The sequence below is a fragment of the Flagellimonas sp. MMG031 genome (genome assembly GCF_040112705.1).
Taxonomy (GTDB): Bacteria; Bacteroidota; Bacteroidia; order Flavobacteriales; family Flavobacteriaceae; genus Flagellimonas.
The window spans coordinates 339,198-360,337 of the sequence record NZ_CP157804.1 but is presented as its reverse complement, the minus strand read 5'-3'; the positions used below and the strand labels follow the sequence as shown (position 1 = coordinate 360,337).

Genomic DNA, 21,140 nt, shown 5'->3' with positions numbered 1-21,140 from the left:
CGAAGCAGCAGAAAAATGAGGCTTAAATAGGATACCCTTTAACAAGCCTTCTATAAAGCAGGATTATCATGACTTTGTCAGGTTGAGCGCAGTCGAAACCCATTTAATGTCAAAGCACTTTAAGTTCTCGACTGCGCTCGAACTGACAAGAAATGGTCTTTTTTAGTCAATCTCTTTATTTTACGCAGCGATCAACTGAAGGTATGCCTGTTTTAACTTTTCCATTGCGATTTTAAGCTCTTCCTCGTTTAAATGCCCATATCCAAAACGTATGGCGCAGTTATTTTTATCTTGATAGAGGATTGTTTTTGGCAGGAATACATCCAATTTTTCAGCCTCTTCGGCTAGTTTTACCAGAGATAGGGGATTTTTAAATCGCAGCCATAGGGCAAGTCCTCCAGAGGGTATTTGCCAATCAAGTATATCGTCAAAATGTTCTTTTAAAAAAGCGCATAACGCATCTCTACGTTGTTTGTAGGTTACTATATTTTTCTTTGTGAGCCGGTATATTTCACCTTCGGATATTAGTTCAGATAGCATTTGTTCCTGTATGAGGTCGCCTTGGGTGTCCAACAATTGCAAGTAATTATGGGCCTCTGTAATGACCTGTTCGGGTGCCACGACAAACCCAGTATGAAAACTGGGAAATAATGATTGTCCCAGTTTGCCTAAATAAATCATATTCCCATTGGCATCTGCACTGGCCATAGGCAACATCGGAGAACCCTCAAACTGAAAATCATGGTCAAAATCGTCCTCAATTATGGCAAAACCATGGATTTTGGCCAATTCCAATAATTGTAGCCTTCTTTTGGTACTTAAGGTGATGGTGGTAGGGTAGTCCCGATTGGAGCAAACATAAATACACCGAATTTTCCCATGTACACAATGCTTTTTGATGTAGCCCACATCCATTCCCTCATCATCTACCGGTACTGTTTTTAGTTTTGCCCCTGCTTGTTGAAATATCATGTTGGCCACGTAATTGCTCAGTTGTCCTACCAGTACCAAATCGCCCGGATGTATCAGTACCCGCGAAACTATATACAGACTCATTTCGGTACTCCGGGTGTTCAATAAATTGTTTGGTTTGATATGAAAGCCCCGGGTGGCATTTAAGTAATTGCAAAGTTGAGTGCTAAAAACTGAAGGAACCAAGGCGCTTGTTCTATTCCATTTGTTGATCAATGGTTTTCGTTTCATCGCAGCGCTATACCACCTGGAAAATTGGTGCACAGGATGTAATCTTAAATCGGGCTTACCATCATTTATAGAATATTTGGCAGTGGTCTCCTCTCTGGTAGATGCTAAATTAAAGGATTGTTGGAATGGGAACCCCGGACTTTTGGGATACTGATAAGCCTGATTGATGTGCTGTGTATTTGCCTTGATCTTTACCTCGGAACCTTCTGGCACCACCACAAAAGTTCCTTTGTTGGGAATAATGTTTACCCATCCTTGCGAGGCCAATTCATCATATATGGCCACAGCAGTATTGCGATGAACGTTCAATAACTCACTTAAAATCCGGGTACCCGGCAATTTGCTGCCTTTTTCCAAATACCCTCTCTGAATGGCATTCATGATTTGCTGTGCTACTTGCACATACACAGGCTGCACAATAGACTTATCTATGGATACAAGCTGGGTCAACAAATCTAAAACCGGACTATTCATTATTTTAAAAGTGGACTAGTTTAATCGTCCGGAAAGTTAGGACTTTTGCAGTTCTAATGGAAACGACTTAAAAACATACGTTACAAGCTCAAAATAATGAAGAAGTTAATTTTACTTTCTACGATGCTCCTAGTTGGTGCTTTTCAAGTACAAGCCCAAGAAGACGATACTGTCAAGATAGATTCGTTGAGCGAAGTTGTAGTGATCGCCAACCGAATCAACCTTCCATTCAAGGAAAATTCTAGAACCATAAACATTGTAACCTCCGCTCAAATTAAAAACAGTGCAGCGGTTAATGTAGCGGATTTATTGCAACAAGTTGCAGGTGTAGATATTAGAAGGCGCGGTACAGGGGGTAGCCAAGCTGATTTGTACATACGAGGTGGTGGTTTTGACCAAACCTTATTGCTTATAGATGGCGTTAAAATGGACGATCCGCAAACGGGTCACCACACCATGAACGCAGCTTTGCCCTTAGAGGTTATCGAACGGATAGAAATTATAAAAGGTCCAGCAGCTCGGGTTTTTGGACAAAACGCCTTTACGGGCGCCATCAATATCATTACAAAGAAGAGTTTGAATAATTCCGTTTCCTTAAATGTGGAAGCGGGTTCTTTTGGCCAATTAAATGGTAGCGTAACTGCGGGGGTGGATAAGGAAAACTCTTCGCATATCATACATTTGGGAAGGGTAACCTCCGAAGGATATAGAAATAACTCGGATTATGATAATGCCAATTACTTTTTAAAAAGCACTTTTAATAAAAATGCGCAGCCCATTATATTGACAGCTTCTTTTTTGGAGCGTAATTATGGGGCTGAGAACTTTTACACCACCAATCCTACATTTAACGAGTACGAAGAAACCCAAAACAGTCTTTTGGCGTTATCTACCACCTTCAAGAAAAATAACCTAAAAATACAGCCAAGACTCTATTGGAAACGTAACCAAGACTTGTTTCTCTTGAGACGAAATGACCCCAGTTTTTTCAGAAACATGCATATTTCCAATAAGATTGGTGTGGAAACCAATGCTTCCTATGCCTCTGAATTGGGAATTACTGGTTTTGGGGTGGAATTTTCTAAAATCTATTTAAGAAGCAATAACCTGGGCAATCGAAACCGTTTCATGTCGAATGTGTTTTTGGAGCACCGCTTTAGTATAGCGGATAACAAGTTGGATATTACTCCGGGTGTGGCGCTAACTTACTTTTCCGACTTTAAATTCCGTGCCTTTCCCGGTTTGGATATAGGGTATAGCCTTACCAATAATTTTAAGGTATATGGAAATATTGGTTATACCTACCGCATACCTACTTATACCGATTTGTTTTACAATGACCCTGTTTCCAGTGGTAACGAAAATTTGGAACCAGAAGAAGCATTTGCACAGGAATTTGGTCTAAAGTATACTACGCCTAAAGTTAATGCCAGTATCGCTGTTTTCAATAGAGACGCGGATAATCTTATAGATTATATCAGAAACGATGTTTCTGAAGATGTATTTGTGGCAACCAATATAACAGAGGTAAATACCAAAGGTTTGGAATTGGACGCTGCCTATAATTTTTTGTTCAAGGATTTTACGCAAACCTTAAGTGTGGGCTATGTGTTTTTAGATGATAATATTTTAGATCAAAATGAGGAACTATCCCGTTACTCTTTAAATACGCTAAAGCATCAGTATACCACTCGCTTGAGTACCCAATTGTTTAAAAATGTGCGCCAGAATATCATCTATAAGTATGCAGAACGTACTACAGGGCAAACCTATAATGTTTGGGACGCTTCGTTGGGAATCAAAGTAAAGCAGGCAGAGTTTACCATTACTGCAAGCAATATTTTCGATGCGGATTACATAGAAGCAGGATTTGTTCCAATGCCGCCAAGCAATGTATTATTTGGTTTGCGCTATAGTTTTAAATAGCACCAAACGAAGTATCCCAGTATAAGTCAGGCCAGTCTCAAAAGGATGGGTTTTCGTAACCATTTCAAAACGTTTTCGTAATTTAGCTTTTGCTAATTCCTTGAAATTTTGAAGCTGAATCTTGAACAGATACCTCGGGAGAAGACCCTTTCCAAGGAAGCGTTTCTCCAAAACTATTTCAAGCCCCAAAAACCGGTGGTCATCGAACGGTTTATTGAGGATTGGCCAGCGTATTCCAAATGGAGTTTGGACTACATGAAAGAAATTGCGGGTCATAAGGAAGTTCCTTTGTACGATGATCGTCCTGTGAAGCACGACGAAGGCTTTAACGAACCACATGCCAAAATGAAAATGGCGGATTATGTGGATCTTCTAAAAAATGGCCCTACCAAATACCGGATATTTCTCTGGAACATTTTAAAGGAAGTCCCCGAATTGCAAAAGGATTTTTCCTATCCCGATTTTGGACTTCGGCTGATGAAAGGGCTGCCCATGCTCTTTTTTGGAGGTGAGGATTCCTACACCTTCATGCACTACGACATTGATTTGGCCAATATTTTTCACTTTCATTTTGAAGGGAAGAAGGAGTGTATTCTTTTTTCCCAGGAAGAAACCAAATTTTTGTATAAGGTGCCCCACTCCTTGATTACGAGGGAGGATATCGACTTTGCCAATCCCGATTTGGAACAATGGCCAGCGTTGCAACATGCCAAGGGACATGTAACCCGTTTGGAACACGGAAATGTGTTGTACATCCCTGAAGGGTACTGGCATTATATGAAATATGTGACTCCCGGATTTTCGATGAGCCTCAGGGCCATCGCCAGAAAACCCAAAAATCTGGGCAGGGCAATCTATAACATCTTCGTGATGCGTCATTTTGATAATTTGATGCGCAAAATCAAAGGGCAGGAATGGATTGATTGGAAGAATGAAAAGGCTGTGGAGCGGACCCAAAAACTATTGCTGCAGAACTGAACTTATTTCACGAGTTCGTTCGCTTTTTCGTAGACCAAGTGACTTTCCCAACCCCGATAGAGTAGATAATCGGCCAACTTTTTCTTTTTTTTGAACGGATTGGTCTCCTTGATTTGACCCAACCTTTTTTTGGCCAATTCATCAAACGTTTTTAGGTAATCCTCGTTCTGGATTTCTGCCAGGGCACTTTTGATGTTGTATGCAGAAATATCCCTGAACTTAAGTTCCCGAACAATCCTGTTCGTCCCCCATTTTTTGATTTGGAATTTACCTCGGGCAAAAGCTTTGGCGAAGCGTTCCTCGTTCAGGTAATTTTCTTGGATAAGATGTCCCACAATTTGGTCGATGGCCTCAGGAATCATGTTCATGGACTTCAATTTGTCCATCACCTCTTTGTGGCAACGTTCTTGGTAGGCGCAATAATGCTCCATTTTAGCCGTAGCTTCCTGAACCGAATAATATTTTTTGGGGGATTCGTACGTGGCCATCATCCTAATTTTTTCCAATAATCATAGAGGGTTCGGTAAACGTAAATACGGTTTTACCGTTTTTGGTTTCAGTTTGAGGGTTGCCTTCCTGTACAGTGTAGCCATCACCGGGTAAAACCACCCGGATTTTCCAGTCGGGTTGGTTTTGTGTGATTTTGATTTGATGCCCATTTTCCGATGTGCTATGCCAAACCGAAATAAGGTTGTTCCCAATCTTGACATTTTCGAGAGAGGCGTTGTCCCATTCACTTGGCATTTGCGGCTCTATAATGACTGTTTTTTGGTGCGCCATGGGCTTGATACCAAAAAATTGGTTCACAATGGGAACCGCAAAGGCATAGATGTTCCATGCCTGGGTCATCATCCCATAATCTGGTGAAACCTCGTAAATACTGCCGGGAAGCGCATAGCTAAAGGAACGTGACATCCGCTTTAAATAGTCCAAGGCTTGGTCCGGTCTGCCATAATTATTTTCAGCTACGGCTTGTACGCCGGAGGGCAAGGTCATTACGGCTCCCGTATACGAAAACACCTTGCTGCCTTGGAACGAGCCTTCGTCCTCCCCAGCGGTCTCATCACGGTCGATTCCCGTTACGAACACACCAAAGGGATTCGTAAATTTTTTGGCGTTGTCCAAAGCTGTAATCGCCTTGGTACTGTCTGCAATTCCCATCTCCATGGGTGTATTCACCACCCAATTGTGATACAGCACAAATGGCCTTGCCTTGTTGGATGGGTTTTTCAAAATTTCTTGCCTAGTTGCCTTAAGTTCCTCTACGGCCCATGGTTTGTTCAAGGTGTCCGCTCTAACCAAGGCATCCTCTATCAATCGAAGTGCCTGTGCATCTGTCCCTATAAAATCAGCATAGGACCCAAAGGTTTCCGACCAGAATTCGGTATTGATTTTTTCCTTTAATTCATCCGCCACTTCTTGATATTCCTCGGCTAGATCAGCTTGGTCAAGTTCCAAGGCCATCAGGGCGGCATCGGAGAAAGCGCGCTGGGTGTAGGAGGCCACATCGATCATTTCGCTGTCCAGACCATGAATTTCCATCATGCCAAAACCGTCTGGAAACAGGTTGTTGTCGGCATCATTGGCTTCCAAAAGCCATTTTAGTCCTTTTTGTATGGTTGGAAAGTACTTCTCCAGAAAAGTTTTATCGCCGTTCCATTTGTAAATCTCCCATATCAAGGAGGCAAACTGAGGGGTTTCGTTGATGTTGCCTTCATTGAAGACGACGCCATTGGTAGACATCTCATGTAAAATCCGACCATTGCCGTTTACCGCCATTGAAACGCTGTCCAAAAGCTGGATGGTCTGTTCCACGACATCATCTTGGCCTACGGCCATGTAACCTTTAAGGGCATATTCACTGTCCACCCCAAACCACCAAGGGTAGTCTGCAATCCCGGCACCAATGCCCGTGCCTATCTCGGGAACGGTGCGCACCAGCCAATCGCAGTTGTACTTCAACCATTCAAAGGTTTCTTGCAATTGTTTGTCGGGAATGGTCAGTTTGGACTGTTGGGACAATTGTTCATAGCGAAGTTTTTTCTCCGCTGCCATGGCGTGATGGTCGGTCAAAATATCAAGAAAAGTACTGATAGCTTCTTCTTTCGAATGATAGGATCCAGCAATGGAAAAATTTAGGGTCGTTTCCGATTTGGCAGGAATAGTCACCGCATAGGTGAGTGAGTGGGATGCTCCATTGGGTTTAAGGGAATCGGAAAGGGTTTCAGAAGTAAGGGGGTTTTGATTAGATCCAAACACAGTGTACCAAGGGTTGATACTGTCTTTCACCACCCAATGCGATTCTTCAAAAGAGCCCGAATCTTTGGAATCGATCATGTTGGAACGTTCTCCCAACCAGGTTGGCCTCAAGTTGGAGTGCCCTACGAAGTTGAACTCCCCCTCAAAGTTGTCTTCTCCATTATTTTTGAGGATAAATTGAACGAATATGCCCTGTTTTCCATCGGGTACAAATTGAACTCGTTCAATAAGCAGTCCTTCATTTTTAAAAGTATAGGTATGTTTATTGGCGTAGGGATAGTTGGTAAAGGTTGATGCATTTTCAAGAGGAAGCACTCCTTGCTCAGTGATCAATTGTGCCTCAAAACCGTCCATCAGTTTTATGGGATGGTTCCAAATACCTCCCATCTCTCCCTTGATATGCCAGCCCAAAGGATGGAAACTACCGTCTTGGTGGCCCACCATGTACACCCTGTCTCCCGCGGCAACAAAAGGGGATTCCAAATAATCTTCTTTACCTGATATGTTCGGGGAATCTTGTAAAATATCGGTCAGTGGTTGTTGGGTTTGGGGAGCACACGCCAAAACAAATAGGCCTAGTAGTACGAAGAGTGTTTTTTTCATGGTAGGGATGTTAAGTATCAAAAATAGGATTTTGCCAGTAACTGGTAAAAACAAAAAAAGCGACCCGGTTTGGGGTCGCTTTTTTGTTATGGTCTTATGGTTTTACCGTCCTTGTCCTTAAAACGGTACTCTAGGTATGTATAGGCATCCCTAGGTTGGATTTTAATCCACTTCTTGTACATTTTAAACCATTTGGAACGAATGGATGGGAATCCTTTGGTTAGGTATGCCGCAATAAAAGGATGTATGTTCAATACAATGCCGTTGATTTTGCGGTCCGGTTTAAGGATTCGCTCCAAATCTGCTTGGATCTTATCGATCAAAACAATGGGAGCTTCCACTTCGGCACCCGATACGTTCGGGTTTTCCTCACTGGTTTTAATGTTCATTTCGGGACGGACCCTTTGCCGTGTAATTTGGACAAGTCCGAATTTACTGGGGGGCAAAATTTTATGTTTGGCCCTGTCGTCCTTCATTTCGTTCCTTAGGTGGTCGAACAATTTGCGTCGATGGTCACCTTTGGTCATATCTATAAAATCTACCACAATGATTCCTCCCATATCGCGCAAGCGCAATTGTCGTGCAATTTCGGTTGCTGCCAATAGGTTGACTTCGAGTGCGGTATCTTCTTGGTTTTTGGCCTTGTTGGAGCGGTTGCCGCTGTTCACGTCGATAACGTGCAATGCTTCGGTATGCTCGATAACAAGATAAGCCCCTCGGCTCATGGATGCTGTTCGGCCAAACGAGGTCTTGATTTGACGCTCAATCCCGAATTTCTCAAAAATCGGGGCCGAACCGGTGTACTGCTTTACAATGGATTCTTTCTCTGGTGCAATCTCGTGCACATAATCCTTGATTTGGTTGTAAAGCGTTTCTTCATCAACATAAATTCCGGTAAAGGAATCGTTGAATACATCCCGAAGGATGGATGATGCCCTGTTCAGTTCCACCAATACTTTGGATGGATGGGGCGCTTTGTACAATTTCTTGCACATGTTTGTCCATTTGGAAAACAAGTTCTGTAGATCCTTGTCCAGTTCAGCAACCTTTTTGCCTTCTGCAACGGTACGGATAATAACTCCAAATCCTTTGGGCTTAATACTCTTTACAAGACGTATAAGCCTGTCTTTTTCTTCTTTGCTCGCTATTTTTTGGGATACCGAGACACGGTCGGAAAAAGGCACCATGACCAAGTAACGACCGGCTATGGAAAGCTCGGAACTTATTCGTGGTCCTTTGGTGGAGATGGGTTCTTTTACAATTTGTACCAATAGTGACTGATTGGCTTTCAACACGTCGTTGATGCTGCCATTCTTGTCAATGTCTTTTTCAGATGGAAAATCTTTTAAGGAATACTCTCTGAGTTTCCCTGTCCTAATATTTTTGATGAATTTCAACATGGAAGACAGTTGCGGGCCCAGGTCGTGATAGTGCAGGAACGCATCTTTTTCATAACCTACATTGACAAATGCTGCATTTAGGCCTGTAACGGGTTTTCTGATTTTGGCTAGGAAGATATCCCCTACGGAAAAGTTGTTATTGTCTTCTTCTTTGTGTAATTCTACTAATTTTCCATCCTTTAGTAAGGCAAAATCGACTGCTTCAGGAGTAGATCTTACGATTAATTCTCTATTCACCTGAATCGATTTTTATCTGTCCCACGATTAATTTTGGGACAAATGATTAAACAATATATGGAATCGGTCATTTTTCGAACCGATTGAAATTCGTTGCTTGAATCTCTATGTCAAAGAACGTAATAGGGTAAAACGAAAAAGTAGTTGAAACAACTACTTTTTCTTGTGTCGGTTAGCTCTTCTACGCTTCTTACGCTTGTGCGTCGCTACCTTATGTCTTTTTCTTTTCTTTCCACTCGGCATATGCTCTTGCTTTAGTGTTGTTAATTATATTATTTTATTTGTACGTTGGTCTTAACGCCTTCCACAAATACTTTGGCAGGCTTGAATGCAGGGATATTGTGCGCAGGAATTTTGATGGTAGTGTTCTTAGAGATGTTTCTACCTGTCTTTTCCGCTCTGGTTTTGATGATAAAACTACCAAAACCTCTTAAATAAACATTATCACCATTCTCCAAGGATGATTTTACCTCTTCCATAAAGGATTCCACTGTCGCTTGCACATCTCCTTTTTCGATACCTAGTTTCTCCGAGATCCTAGTTACAATATCTGCTTTCGTCATTTCGTCTTATTAATTTTCAAATTTTTTTCGGCTTGCAAATATAAACATTATAATTAATCTTTCCCTTTAACCCTTTAATTTTAAGTATATAAACTGATACATTTGGGCTTTATTACTTTTAGCCATGAGTTTTGCCCCGAAAATCCTGAATTGGTACCGTGAACATCAACGCGATCTTCCTTGGAGACAAACCCGTGACCCTTACCGGGTTTGGCTATCGGAAATTATACTTCAGCAGACCCGAGTGGCCCAAGGGATGCCCTATTATTTGAGTTTTGTGGAAACATTTCCCACAGTTTACGATTTGGCGGAGGCACCAGAGGAACAGGTGCTGAAGTTGTGGCAGGGGCTGGGATATTATTCCCGGGCGCGTAATCTCCATACCACAGCCAAAATGGTTGTTACCGAATTTGATGGTCAGTTTCCACATACCTATGAAGAACTTAAAACATTAAAAGGAGTAGGCGACTATACGGCAAGTGCCATAGCCTCTTTTTGTTTTGATGTGCCCGAACCTGTTGTGGATGGAAATGTGTACCGGGTACTTTCTCGATATTTTGGGGTGGATATACCTATTAATAGTACCGAAGGCATTAACTATTTTAAGGAATTGGCCAGGGAGGTGATGGATGCCGAGAATATTCGAGACTACAATCAGGGTATCATGGAGTTTGGTGCCATACAATGTGCTCCCAAAAAACCTTACTGCCTGCTTTGTCCGTTGCAGGAAAGTTGTGTGGCCCTTAAGGAGAACAAGGTGGACATACTGCCCATAAAACTGAACAAGACCAAGGTGCGAAAACGATACTTTAATTATATGGTATGGTTGGATGGAAATGGGAATACCGTTTTGGAGCAACGCAAGGGCAAGGGTATATGGCAGAACCTGTATCAATTTCCACTCCTAGAAACCGATGGTCCGTTGGAGGATGCAGAAATTAAAGAAAAAATGAAAGTGAACCATACCCCGTTAGAAATTGAGACACTGTCCTTATATAATAATGAACCCATCATTCACAAACTTTCACATCAACATTTGCATACACAGTTTTGGATCCTAAAAACTTCCCATATATTAGAGGAAGGAATACCGTGGAAAAAAATCCATGATTTTCCCGTACCGGTTTTGATAGCTGATTTTATTAAGACATTTAAAATTTAGTACTTTTGACAAATTAAAGAGATATGAGCGGAACATTGAACAAAGTAATGCTGATTGGGCATTTGGGAGACGAAGTGAAAATGCACTATTTTGAAGGAGGAAACTGTATTGGCAGATTCCCTTTGGCCACCAACGAAACCTATACCAATAGGCAAACTGGGGAAAGGGTCACCAATACGGATTGGCATAACATTGTGGTCCGCAATAAGGCCGCCGAGATCTGTGAAAAATACCTCAGTAAAGGGGACAAAGTCTATGTGGAGGGGCGTTTAAAAAACAGGCAATGGCAAGGAGAGGATGGCAATATGCGGTACACTACCGAAGTGCATGTACAGGATTTTACCTTTTTGACCACTAAAAAGGAGAGCATGGCCAATGCACAGTCATCCGGTTCGTCGCCTTCCAATTACCAAGAACCTGCGGGTGGCCAAAGTTCGGCCGCACCCATGGAAGATACCGAAGAGGATGATGACCTACCATTCTAAATACAAAGTTTAAAGCAATACTACATTGGATCCCGAGCCCCATAGTTTGGCATTTTACCTTTCCACTTTCAGTGGAGTCTTTACCATTAAAATAGTTGTGCTAGTGCTGTTGTTGGCCTGTTCAGCCCTTATTTCGGCAGCAGAGGTGGCCCTTTTTGGCCTATCTCAGACCGATGTGAACGAAATGCAGGAAAGCAATTCGTCCCGAAGCAAATTGATTGTGGAGCTACTGGCAAAGCCGAAAAAGTTATTGGCCACTATTTTGATTACCAATAATGCCATCAATATTGGGATAGTGTTGCTTTTTAGCTCTATTGGCAATACCATTTTTGCAGAAATCGATGGCACCCTCCGCTTTTTGTTGGAAGTGGTAGTGGCCACCTTTTTAATACTGATGTTTGGTGAAATTTTGCCAAAAATCTATGCAAACCGCAATCGGGTGCAGTTTTCCCAGTTCATTGCCGTGCCGCTAAAGGTGCTCAATTATATCTTCACTCCCTTGAGCTCACCCATGCGATCGGTGACCCTTTTTATGGAAGACAAATTGGGCAAGAAAAAATCCAACCTGAGCATCAACCATCTATCGCAAGCTCTGGAATTGGCTTCCGAAGGAGATACTACCAAAGAGGAGCAGAAGATTCTCGAGGGCATCGTTACCTTCGGGAATACCGATACCAAACAGGTAATGTGCCCACGCATTGATATTTTTGCGCTCAACGAAAAAATGAAGTTTCCAGAAGTGTTGGAAGAAATAAAAGAAAATGGCTATTCCCGAATCCCAGTTTTTTCCGAAAATATGGACAACGTGCTTGGGGTGTTGTATGTCAAAGATCTGTTGCCCTACATAGAAAGAAAGAATTTTAATTGGATGTCGTTGATACGCGAGCCCTATTTTGTGCCCGAAAACAAGAAACTGGACGACCTGCTTTTGGAATTTCAGGATAAGAAGAACCACTTGGCCGTTGTGGTGGATGAATACGGGGGAACATCGGGAATCGTAACCCTGGAAGATATCATCGAAGAAATCGTGGGAGATATCAGCGATGAGTTTGATGATGAAGATTTGGTCTTTTCCAAATTGGATGATTACAATTTTGTGTTCGATGGCAAAACTGCCCTCAAGGATTTCTACCGCGTTGCCAAAATAGAGGAGGAGAACGAATTTGAAAGTCAAAAAGGGGAATCCGAGACCATTGCCGGATTCGTGCTGGAAATTTCAGGAAGCTTTCCTAAAATCGGGGAAAAAGTACCTTTCAAGGACTATCTGTTTGTAGTGGAAAGCATGGATAAAAAAAGATTAAAACGTATTAAAGTTACTTTACCACATGAAGCATAAGATGTTCCTATTTTTGGCGCTCGCCGTATTCTCGATTGGTTGTAAGGAGGAGGTACTGCCCAAACCGAAAGCCATGCTCCGCTTGGAGTATCCGACGGCCGACTACCAAACCGCGGATACTGATTGTGTGTACACCTTCGACCAGAACAGCCTGTCCAATATCAAGGAAAACAAGGATTGTTCCCTTGTGCTGGACTATCCCATGATGAAAGGATCCATTTACCTTACCTACAAGCCTGTCCAAGGTAACATCCGAGAGTTATTGATTGATGCTCAAAAGCTCACCTATGAGCATGTAGTCAAAGCCGACAACATCGCTCCAAAGGAATATATCAATCCTAATGAGAATGTCTATGGCATGTTCTACGAAGTGAGTGGCAACGCCGCTTCCCAATCACAATTTTATGTGACCGACAGTACCGATCATTTTGTGACTGGGTCACTGTATTTTTACGCCAAACCGAACTACGACTCCATACTGCCAGCGGCCATGTACCTCCAAAACGATATCCGGAGGATTATGGAAAGCCTTCGATGGAAGGAATAGTTATTGTACCGTATCCTTGGCCAAAAGGGCTTGTGCACGTTCAATACTACCGTTGATTTTTTGCTTTACCACCTTCACTTTTTCCTCTTCCTCGTCCAGTAGTTGTTGCTTTTCTTCGGAAAGTTCTTTCCCGTTCATGATTTCGTCGTGGTTGAACCGATCACCAAACTCCTTCATCCAATCCATCATGGCAGTGTTGGCGTCTTGCAGATCCTTCATGGCTTCTTCGTACTGTTGGCCAACTTCTGTTGAATCTACCTTAGGTCGAAGCTCACCGACCAATTTACCAATGGTACTCATTTTGGGCATCACCTCGTCGTGGATGGCCATCACCTTTTCCATTTGTGTAGGACCCTCGGGGGCCTTTTTCTCCTCTTTGCAGGAGGTGCTGATCAATAGACAGGCCAAAGCCAAATAGGAAACAAATTTTTTCATGATCTCGAATTTGAACACAAAAATAAACAGGAATTGCTTAGCCAGAGAGTAAGGGAACTTTAATAAATGTTAATAATGAACAATTCTAGGTTTCAGAACGGATAAAATAAAAAAAGACATTTTTGTCCTAAAAAAAGACGAAATGTGACTTTTATCACATTAGGGAATATAAAGAGTATCTAATTTTGCTAAAAAGTTTACGTCAAAAGGCAAAAAGTGAAGTCTAACTCCCAATATAGGACCATCAACAAAATTGGCATTGCCTTGTTGTTCATCGGTATGATACTGATCAGCAACCTACGGTTTTCGTCCATGTATGTTTACTATAGTTTGGATAGGGAAGGCTTTATTGAACAACTCTGCGAGAACAAGGATAAACCGGAACTCAATTGCGATGGAAAATGTATGTTGGCGCAGATGCTCCAAGCACAATCGGAAGATGATGAACCCATGCCCATTATAGGTTGGGAAGAGGTTTTGGTGTTTTTTGTAGTTCTTCCCAGCTACAGTATGAGTCCTGAAGATAATCATGAAATACATACAGTCCAGTATGTAGACCTATACACCTATCACTATACCCCAAGGCTTATAAAGCCTCCAATGATTTAAGATGCCCCACGAATCGGTAGTCAAACCCTACCGAACATGTATAATCTTAAATCAAAATCAAAATGAATACAAGTACAATTGCAAAACTTTGTGTTTTGCTTTTCGGGACAACTGTGTCCTATGCGCAACAGTCCAACACTCAGGATTCCCTCGAAAGAAAACCGGTACAACTGGACGAAGTATTGGTACAAGGAAAAAGAAAGTCAGACCCCGTTTTTTCGGCCTTTAAAAGTGAACAGGAAAAAAAGATAGTCGAATCCAAAAATGTGGCCGACCTTTTTAAGGACATTAATGGCTTCAACCTTATCAAACGGGGCAATTATGCCATGGACCCTTCCTTTAGGGCGACCCAATACGAGCAATTGAACGTGCAGTTCAATGGGGGCACCAAGGTAATGCACGCCTGCCCCAACCGTATGGACCCGATTACTACCCATGTGATACCAGAGGAGATAGAACGTGTGGAAGTAGTAAAGGGTCCCTATACCTTTAGGTATGGCCCCACCTTTGGTGGCATCGTGAATCTGGTCACCCAAGAAGTGGAGAAACAGGAAAAAGGATACCATGGCAAGGTAAACTTTGGCGGGGAGAACAACGGTAACGCCATAACCAGTTTTGCCAACGTTAAATATGTGGGTGAGCAGTTCGATGCCAACCTTAATTTTGGGCTACGTGATTTTGGCAACTATGTGGATGGTGACGGCAACGAAATACCATCTTCTTTCAAAAGCACGGATTACGGAGTTCAGATCGGATACAACCCAACCGACAACCAAAGGATCCAATTGGGATTCCGGCAGTCGTTCGGAAGGGATGTATTGCACGCAGGATTACCCATGGATACCGAAATCGACGATTCCAACGTACTCTCTTTGGATTATAAATTGGATAATATTTCCGATGGTTTGCGGACGCTGAGCGCCAAGGTGTACCGTTCCAGGGTCGACCACGTGATGACCAACGAGTTGCGTCCGAGCTTTATGATGACCGAGGCAGTGTCAGAAGTGGATGCGACCACAGTGGGTGGAAGGATGGAATTGGAATGGAGACCCGTTGAGGATGTTAAATTGTACACTGGGATTGATGCCTTTTCGGTCGGAAGAACAGGGAACAGGACCCGCTTGGTAAAAATGAACATGATGACAGGGAACCCACTACCCATGCCCATGGAATTTGTAGATGAGGTTTGGCAGGATTCCCAAATCGAGGATTATGGAGCGTTTGTGGAGGGCAAGTATCCATTGAGTCAAAAACTGTTGTTGAATGTTGGGGCCAGGTATGATATGGTCCGTTCCCGAACCGATTCCCCATCGGATGATTTTGTAGCCGAATACCCTAACTTGGACACCCGCACCGAGCACAATATCAGCACTACGGCTTCGGTAAAGTATATGGCTTCATCGCATTTACTGTTTGAATTGGCCTTTGGAAGAGGGGTACGTTCCGCCAACATGATTGAGCGTTTCATCAACCATTTTACCGTGGGGCAAGACCCTTTCGAATATGTGGGCAACCCTTTCTTGGATGCCGAGGTGAACAATCAGTTTGAATTGGGCGTAAAGGGCAATACCGATTTTGAGGGCTATGCGCTGAATCGATTGGATTTTGGGGCTTCCGTTTATTATTCGGACTACGGGAACTACATCGTGGCAGTTATCGACCCCGAATTGGACAAAAAATATATGCCCATGGCGGAACCAACAGCGGTAAAAAGATTCACCAATTTGGAAAGTGCCTATAAAACAGGATTTGAACTGTTTGCCGAGTTGGCTTTTTTGCAGGATTTTAGTTTTAAAACAGAATTGGCCTATGTGTATGCCAAAAACCAAGATCTGAACGAATCTTTGCCCTTAACGCCACCTTTGGTGACACGCTTTAATCTCGATTTTGAAAAGGAAACCATATGGGCCAAAGCCACCTACACCCTCACTTCGGAACAATCGAACATTGCGCTTTCCTTCGGGGAACAGGTCACGGATGGATACGGGGTATTGGACCTTCGCTTTGGTGCAAAACCTTTTGAACACCTAACCGTTGGGGTAGCTGCATCCAACGTTTTTGATGCAACCTATAACAACCACTTGAATTTTTCATTTGTAAACCAAGCGGATTTTGGCAGGGTACCGATCAACGACCCGGGAAGAAATCTTTCTGCCTTTATTCAATATAGTTTTTAGTCCTTTCCCAAAACTAAAAAGGCGCTCCACTGGAGCGCCTTTTTTTGTAAGGGACTGTTTTTTATTTAAAATCCGAGGCATCTACCCCCTCATTTACTTTGATTTCCTTCACAAGAAACTCAAAGTTTTGGGGCCCCATGCTTTGCATCAACTTAAACGGGAACTTGATGCCGGAAACTTCTTGGTAATCACCATAGCCTAGAGTGCTGGTCATTTGTTGGCCTTGCATCTCTTGAGTGTTGATTTCTTGAACTTTAAGCCCGGTCTCTACGTCATAAAAAGCCGTTTTGTTGTCACTGATCTTTAATTTGTATGCTTTTTTATCGCCCACGGGCTCTATCCCTTCCAAGGAAACATCACCTGCGGCCAAATAGTTAAGTTCGGGGAACGCGGCTGATTCTTCCTTGATCTTGGAAATCTCTTCTGGGGAAAGGTCCTTGCGTTGGCCCTGCACTACCATATAACCACTATCGCCATCCAAAACTTGTTTTTGCATGGAATTTCCCTGCACCTTCACATTTTGCATAAATTGGTCCTGAGCTGTTTTCTTCATCTCCAGTTCCAGTTTCATGCCCTGCATCTCGGCTTCGGCCACCATGGAATACGATTCTACCCCTTCAAGCTTGGCTTTGCCTCCAATCGCTTGGATGTAGTTTTCGAGTACAGTTTTCGCATCCATTCCTTCGGGTACTGCAGCATTGTAATCAGGCTTTTCTGTCTTGTTTGCATATTTATCAAAATACAGTACGGGAACATCTTTGCCCTTAAAGGTCACTTTTTCCAAATTTTCCAATACATCGCTTCCTTTTCCAGTGACCACCACTCTGGCGTTTGTAGTGGAGAAATGCTTTTGGGCAGCTTGGAGCACATCCTCTTTGGTAATGGCGTCCAATCGCTCCAAATAGGTCTCGTAAAAATCCTTTGGAAGGTCCTCTGTTTCGATGTTCAGGGCATATTCCGCCACTGTTTCGGGCTTTTCAAGTGCCATAACAAAGCTTCCAGCGTATTTTGCCTTGGCATTGGCCAGTTCTTCATCGGATACGGGTTCGGAAGTAATTTTATCGATTTCCTTTAAAATTTCCACTACGGAACTGTCGGTCACCGCATTCCTTACCTGTGCATAGGCATTAAATCGCATAGGGCTGTATTTGTTCGCCCTGATGCCAGAGTAGGAACCGTATGTGTATCCTTTGTCTTCACGTAGGTTTTTGAACAATCGGGCCTGTCCGCCGCCGCCCAAGATTCGGTTGGCCAACAAAGCATCCAGATAATCTTCATCCTTCATTTTCAGATCGGTGATGTTCTGCACGGCCACTTCGGATTGCACGGCATTGGGCATATCCACAAAGTTGATCTGCGTATACTGCACATCTTTGGGATCGGAATAGGTGAAGGATGGCGGAGCCGCTTTCGACCAAGGAGTGAACGCCTTGGTCACCAATTCTTTTACGTTTTCGAATTCCACATCCCCGATGACCACCAAATAGGCATTGGCGGGCACAAAATAGGAACGGTAAAACTGCTCAACATCCGCTAGGGTTACATTGTTCACCGTTTCCTCTGTCATAAATTCACCAAAAGGATGATTTTTTCCGTAGGCAAGGGCCAATTGCACTCGGTCTGCCACCGCGGAAACATCTTTTTCTTCGGATTTGATCGCTGTAATGATCTTTTCTTTTTCCTTATCAAACTCTTCGGGAAGAAAGTTCGGGTTAAGGGCAGCATCTGCCATCAGTTCCAAAATTCTTGGAAAATATTTGGACAAGGAGCTGGCAAAGGCACTTTGATCACCTATAAACACTGTTGCGCCCAAAAAATCCACTTCTTCGTAGAATTCATCTTTTGGGATGTTTTTAGATCCTTTTCCCATCATGCTCGCCGTGAGTGCGGAAAGACCTGCTTTGTCCCCTTCCATAATGGGAGGGTTGTCAATCGAGAGCTGTACCCGCACCCTTGGCAATTTATGGTTTTCCACCACCAGTACTTTCAGGCCGTTCTTCAATTCAAAACGGGCAGGATCTTTCAGGTTGATTTTGGGAGCTGGCCCTGGTTTGGGCTGTGTGCTTCGGTCTATTTGTGCGTACGATGCTGTCATGAAAAGCGACAGCACGGTCAAAACTAAATACTTTTTCATCTTAATTAGCGTCTTTTTGTTCTGGTAGATATTCCAACTCCAAGCGTTGGTTCACCTTCAAATATTTTTTGGCCACTTCCATGATTTCCTCTCGGGTAATGGAGCGGTAAATGTCGATTTCCGTGTTGATGAGGTTGGTGTCGTCCTTGAGCATGTAGTTTTCGGCCAAGGAATTGGCAATGCCCTCAACACTGCTGTTGGCATTTACAAATTGGTTTTCGAACTTGTTCTGGAGCTTTTGGTAATCCTTTTCAGAAATAAGCTCCATCTGAAGCTTTAGGATTTCCTCATCGATTTCCTTTTTGATGTCCTGGATGGAATTGTCGCCCACAGGAAGTCCTCCAACAATGTAAGAGCTGTAATCTTCCGCATCCACAGGTACCGATAGTATTTGTAATGCCATTTTTTTCTCGTCCACCAGTTTCTTGTAAAGTTTGGAGCTTTCCCCGTCACTCAAATAGGTAGAGATCATATTGATCACATAGGCATCGCGTTGACCTTGCCCAGGAGTCCGGTAAGCCAATAAGATGGCTGGGATTTGGATATTGGGGTCGTAATACTTGGCAAATTTTGTGGTGGTGATGGGCTCTTCCTTTACGTTGGGTCGCTGTATTTCGGCGCCTCTAGGGATAGGACCAAAGTAATCTTGAATCATTTTTTTGGTCTTTTCGGTATCAAAATCACCAGCTACCACCAAAACGGCATTGTTGGGCACGTAATAGGTTTTGTTGAATTTCTTGAAATCATCCAAAGTGGCGCTGGCCAAATGGTCCAACGACCCGATAACGCCCCAACGGTATGGATGTTCGGCGTAGAGATTTTTCAGGATTTGCTCAAAAAAGGCACCGTAAGGAGCATTGTCCGTTCTGAGCCTTCTTTCTTCCTGTACCACTTCTTTTTGGGTATCGACCCCCACTTGGCCTATAATGGGATGCAGCAATCGCTCCGATTCCAGCCAAAGGCCTACCTCCAAACTGTTGGATGGGAACACCTCATAATAATAGGTGCGGTCCAAAAAGGTGTTGGCGTTGTGCCTGCCCCCGTTGGAAGCTACGATTTGGTCCCATTCACCACGTTCGATGTTTTTGGTACCCTCGAACAATAAATGTTCAAAAAAGTGGGCAAAACCTGTTTTGTTGGGATCCTCGTCCTTGGATCCCACATGGTACATTACCGATGTGGTCACTACTGGGGCGCCATTGTCCTGATGTAGGATAACGTGAAGCCCATTGTCCAGGTCATACTCTTCAAAAACGACTTCCTGTGCAGAAAGCGTGGTCGCTCCAAAGAGCATGAGCCATGCAGAAAACAAATGTTTTTTCATTGTAATAGTCAGTATTTAAAAATTGATGTTGCTACGGGGTTGGTATCGATTTCTTGCTCGATGTTACGCAAAATATAAAATATTTTGTGGGTGGGCAGAAGTTTTATAAAAGTCTTTAGATTTAAAATTTAGCATAATTGGCAAACATTCAGTAAATTAATACGTGAATCCAAAAACAATACTATGAAAAACATTACCCTTCCAATCCGTTTCGGAATTGTCACCAGTGCTGTGCTCATCGCCTATTTTTTGATTTTGGCGTTAATGGGCAAGCACACGAACGTCTTTTTTAGTCTGTTCAATGGGGTGATTACGGGTTTTGGGATTTATGAGACCATTAAATACACCAAACTGCGGAAAGGTAAAAACTTTACGTATGGGAGCGGGTTTACCGCAGGTATCACAACAGGCTTTGTGGCCACCTTGCTGTTCACCATTTTCTTTGCATTTTATGCCACGGAGTTGGACAGTGCCTTTTTAGGGGAACTTTCCACCGCTTGGTCCAGTGATTATAAGAACTTCGAGGGTATCGTCTTTTTTACGGTGGCCATTATGGGGTTTGCCACAACTTTGGTTTTAACACTTTCCTTTATGCAATTGTTCAAAACCAGCAACAACTCCAAAAAAATAATGGGTTAAATCAAATAGAATACTTGTAGATTAAGGATTTAGCAGTATATTTGCACCCGCTAATTTTGACAAAGCGAAAGAATTTTTAATCTAATTAACGCATTATGTACGCAATTGTAGAGATGGCAGGGCAGCAGTTTAAAGTTGCAAAAGACCAAAAAGTGTACGTTCATCGTTTGCAAGAGGAAGAAGGTGGCAAGGTCACTTTTGACAAGGTCCTTCTTTTGGAAGATGGTGGTAACGTAACCATTGGCGCCCCGGTCATAGAAGGTGCGGCTGTTGAAGCCAAAGTAGTAAAGCACCTTAAGGGAGATAAGGTAATCGTCTTTAAAAAGAAAAGACGTAAGGGTTACCAAAAGAAAAACGGTCACAGACAGTATTTGACCGAAATCGTTGTGGAAAGCATTGTAGCGAAAGGCGCTAAGAAAGCTGCCCCAGCCAAAGCAAAAGCTGAAGCAAAACCAGCTGCTGAACCAAAAGCAGAGAAAAAAGCGGAAGCCCCAAAGAAAGAAGCTCCCAAGGCGACTGAGGATTTGAGTTCCAAAACGGTTGCTGAGTTGAAGGAAATGGCAAAAGCCAAGGAAATCAGTGGTTACTCTTCTATGAAGAAAGCCGAGTTGATCGAAGCGTTAAGCAAATAAGACAAGAACTAAAATTT

General features: G+C 43.0%; 18 protein-coding genes. 10 read left to right on the top strand and 8 right to left on the bottom strand.

What is annotated here, in order from left to right; translation table 11 throughout:
• Window positions 1-180: 180 nt before the first annotated feature.
• A complete protein-coding gene (locus ABNE31_RS01575) occupies window positions 181-1,677 on the bottom strand; it encodes a PLP-dependent aminotransferase family protein (protein WP_349352111.1) in 1,497 nt (498 codons plus the stop codon).
• Between the two features lie 96 nt (window positions 1,678-1,773).
• Between ABNE31_RS01575 and ABNE31_RS01570 the strand changes: the two genes are divergently transcribed.
• Together ABNE31_RS01570 and ABNE31_RS01565 are read left to right on the top strand one after the other, a co-directional pair.
• On the top strand, window positions 1,774-3,603 hold the full coding sequence (locus ABNE31_RS01570; RefSeq protein ID WP_349352110.1) for a TonB-dependent receptor: 1,830 nt from the start codon (window positions 1,774-1,776) through the stop codon (window positions 3,601-3,603).
• A 108-nt stretch (window positions 3,604-3,711) separates the two neighbouring features.
• Complete coding sequence (locus ABNE31_RS01565; RefSeq protein WP_349352109.1) at window positions 3,712-4,581, top strand: cupin-like domain-containing protein; 870 nt, start codon at window positions 3,712-3,714, stop codon at window positions 4,579-4,581.
• 2 nt (window positions 4,582-4,583) lie between these two features.
• Here ABNE31_RS01565 and ABNE31_RS01560 read toward each other — a convergent pair whose 3' ends face one another.
• From ABNE31_RS01560 to ABNE31_RS01545, 4 genes are all read right to left on the bottom strand, one after another.
• Window positions 4,584-5,072 carry a regulatory protein RecX gene (locus tag ABNE31_RS01560; RefSeq protein WP_349352108.1) on the bottom strand — a complete coding sequence of 163 codons (489 nt, stop codon included), beginning with the start codon at window positions 5,070-5,072 and terminating at the stop codon, window positions 4,584-4,586.
• Between the two features lies 1 nt (window position 5,073).
• The gene (locus ABNE31_RS01555; RefSeq protein ID WP_349352107.1) at window positions 5,074-7,443 is read right to left on the bottom strand and encodes a glycogen debranching protein; all 2,370 of its coding nucleotides are present in this window, start codon (window positions 7,441-7,443) and stop codon (window positions 5,074-5,076) included.
• Window positions 7,444-7,529: 86 nt separating this feature from the next.
• Window positions 7,530-9,080 carry an Rne/Rng family ribonuclease gene (locus ABNE31_RS01550; protein WP_349352106.1) on the bottom strand — a complete coding sequence of 517 codons (1,551 nt, stop codon included), beginning with the start codon at window positions 9,078-9,080 and terminating at the stop codon, window positions 7,530-7,532.
• A gap of 272 nt (window positions 9,081-9,352) precedes the next feature.
• The gene (locus tag ABNE31_RS01545) at window positions 9,353-9,643 is read right to left on the bottom strand and encodes an HU family DNA-binding protein (protein ID WP_349352105.1); all 291 of its coding nucleotides are present in this window, start codon (window positions 9,641-9,643) and stop codon (window positions 9,353-9,355) included.
• A 124-nt stretch (window positions 9,644-9,767) separates the two neighbouring features.
• On the opposite strand from ABNE31_RS01545, the gene mutY reads away from it, so the two are divergent.
• From mutY to gldD, 4 genes are read left to right on the top strand one after another with little or no spacing between them, the layout of a single operon-like run.
• Window positions 9,768-10,805, top strand: a complete 1,038-nt coding sequence (gene mutY, locus ABNE31_RS01540; protein ID WP_349352104.1) for an A/G-specific adenine glycosylase — start codon at window positions 9,768-9,770, stop codon at window positions 10,803-10,805.
• Window positions 10,806-10,828: 23 nt separating this feature from the next.
• On the top strand, window positions 10,829-11,290 hold the full coding sequence (ssb, locus tag ABNE31_RS01535) for a single-stranded DNA-binding protein (protein WP_293280699.1): 462 nt from the start codon (window positions 10,829-10,831) through the stop codon (window positions 11,288-11,290).
• A 46-nt stretch (window positions 11,291-11,336) separates the two neighbouring features.
• Window positions 11,337-12,626 (top strand): gliding motility-associated protein GldE, encoded by a 1,290-nt coding sequence (locus ABNE31_RS01530; RefSeq protein ID WP_293280697.1) that lies wholly within the window; start codon window positions 11,337-11,339, stop codon window positions 12,624-12,626.
• On the top strand, window positions 12,616-13,173 hold the full coding sequence (gene gldD / locus ABNE31_RS01525; protein ID WP_349352103.1) for a gliding motility lipoprotein GldD: 558 nt from the start codon (window positions 12,616-12,618) through the stop codon (window positions 13,171-13,173). The genes ABNE31_RS01530 and gldD overlap by 11 nt, the downstream gene beginning before the upstream one ends.
• On the opposite strand, the gene ABNE31_RS01520 is transcribed toward gldD, so the two are convergent.
• Window positions 13,174-13,608, bottom strand: coding sequence for a hypothetical protein (locus tag ABNE31_RS01520; protein WP_349352102.1), 435 nt, complete (start codon window positions 13,606-13,608; stop codon window positions 13,174-13,176). It abuts the gene before it with no gap.
• Window positions 13,609-13,824: 216 nt separating this feature from the next.
• Here ABNE31_RS01520 and ABNE31_RS01515 point away from each other — a divergent pair, with 216 nt between their 5' ends.
• Window positions 13,825-14,217 carry a hypothetical protein gene (locus tag ABNE31_RS01515; protein WP_349352101.1) on the top strand — a complete coding sequence of 131 codons (393 nt, stop codon included), beginning with the start codon at window positions 13,825-13,827 and terminating at the stop codon, window positions 14,215-14,217.
• Between the two features lie 62 nt (window positions 14,218-14,279).
• Window positions 14,280-16,394 (top strand): TonB-dependent receptor, encoded by a 2,115-nt coding sequence (locus tag ABNE31_RS01510; protein WP_349352100.1) that lies wholly within the window; start codon window positions 14,280-14,282, stop codon window positions 16,392-16,394.
• Window positions 16,395-16,455: 61 nt separating this feature from the next.
• Here ABNE31_RS01510 and ABNE31_RS01505 read toward each other — a convergent pair whose 3' ends face one another.
• The gene (locus tag ABNE31_RS01505; RefSeq protein ID WP_349352099.1) at window positions 16,456-18,528 is read right to left on the bottom strand and encodes a pitrilysin family protein; all 2,073 of its coding nucleotides are present in this window, start codon (window positions 18,526-18,528) and stop codon (window positions 16,456-16,458) included.
• Between the two features lies 1 nt (window position 18,529).
• A complete protein-coding gene (locus tag ABNE31_RS01500) occupies window positions 18,530-19,852 on the bottom strand; it encodes a pitrilysin family protein (protein WP_349352098.1) in 1,323 nt (440 codons plus the stop codon).
• A gap of 183 nt (window positions 19,853-20,035) precedes the next feature.
• Between ABNE31_RS01500 and ABNE31_RS01495 the strand changes: the two genes are divergently transcribed.
• Window positions 20,036-20,491: a DUF4199 domain-containing protein gene (locus tag ABNE31_RS01495; protein ID WP_179383007.1), complete on the top strand. Its 456-nt coding sequence runs from the start codon at window positions 20,036-20,038 to the stop codon at window positions 20,489-20,491.
• A 95-nt stretch (window positions 20,492-20,586) separates the two neighbouring features.
• Entirely contained in the window at window positions 20,587-21,123 is a 537-nt protein-coding gene (rplU, locus tag ABNE31_RS01490) for a 50S ribosomal protein L21 (protein ID WP_306012485.1), read from the top strand.
• Window positions 21,124-21,140: the final 17 nt, after the last annotated feature.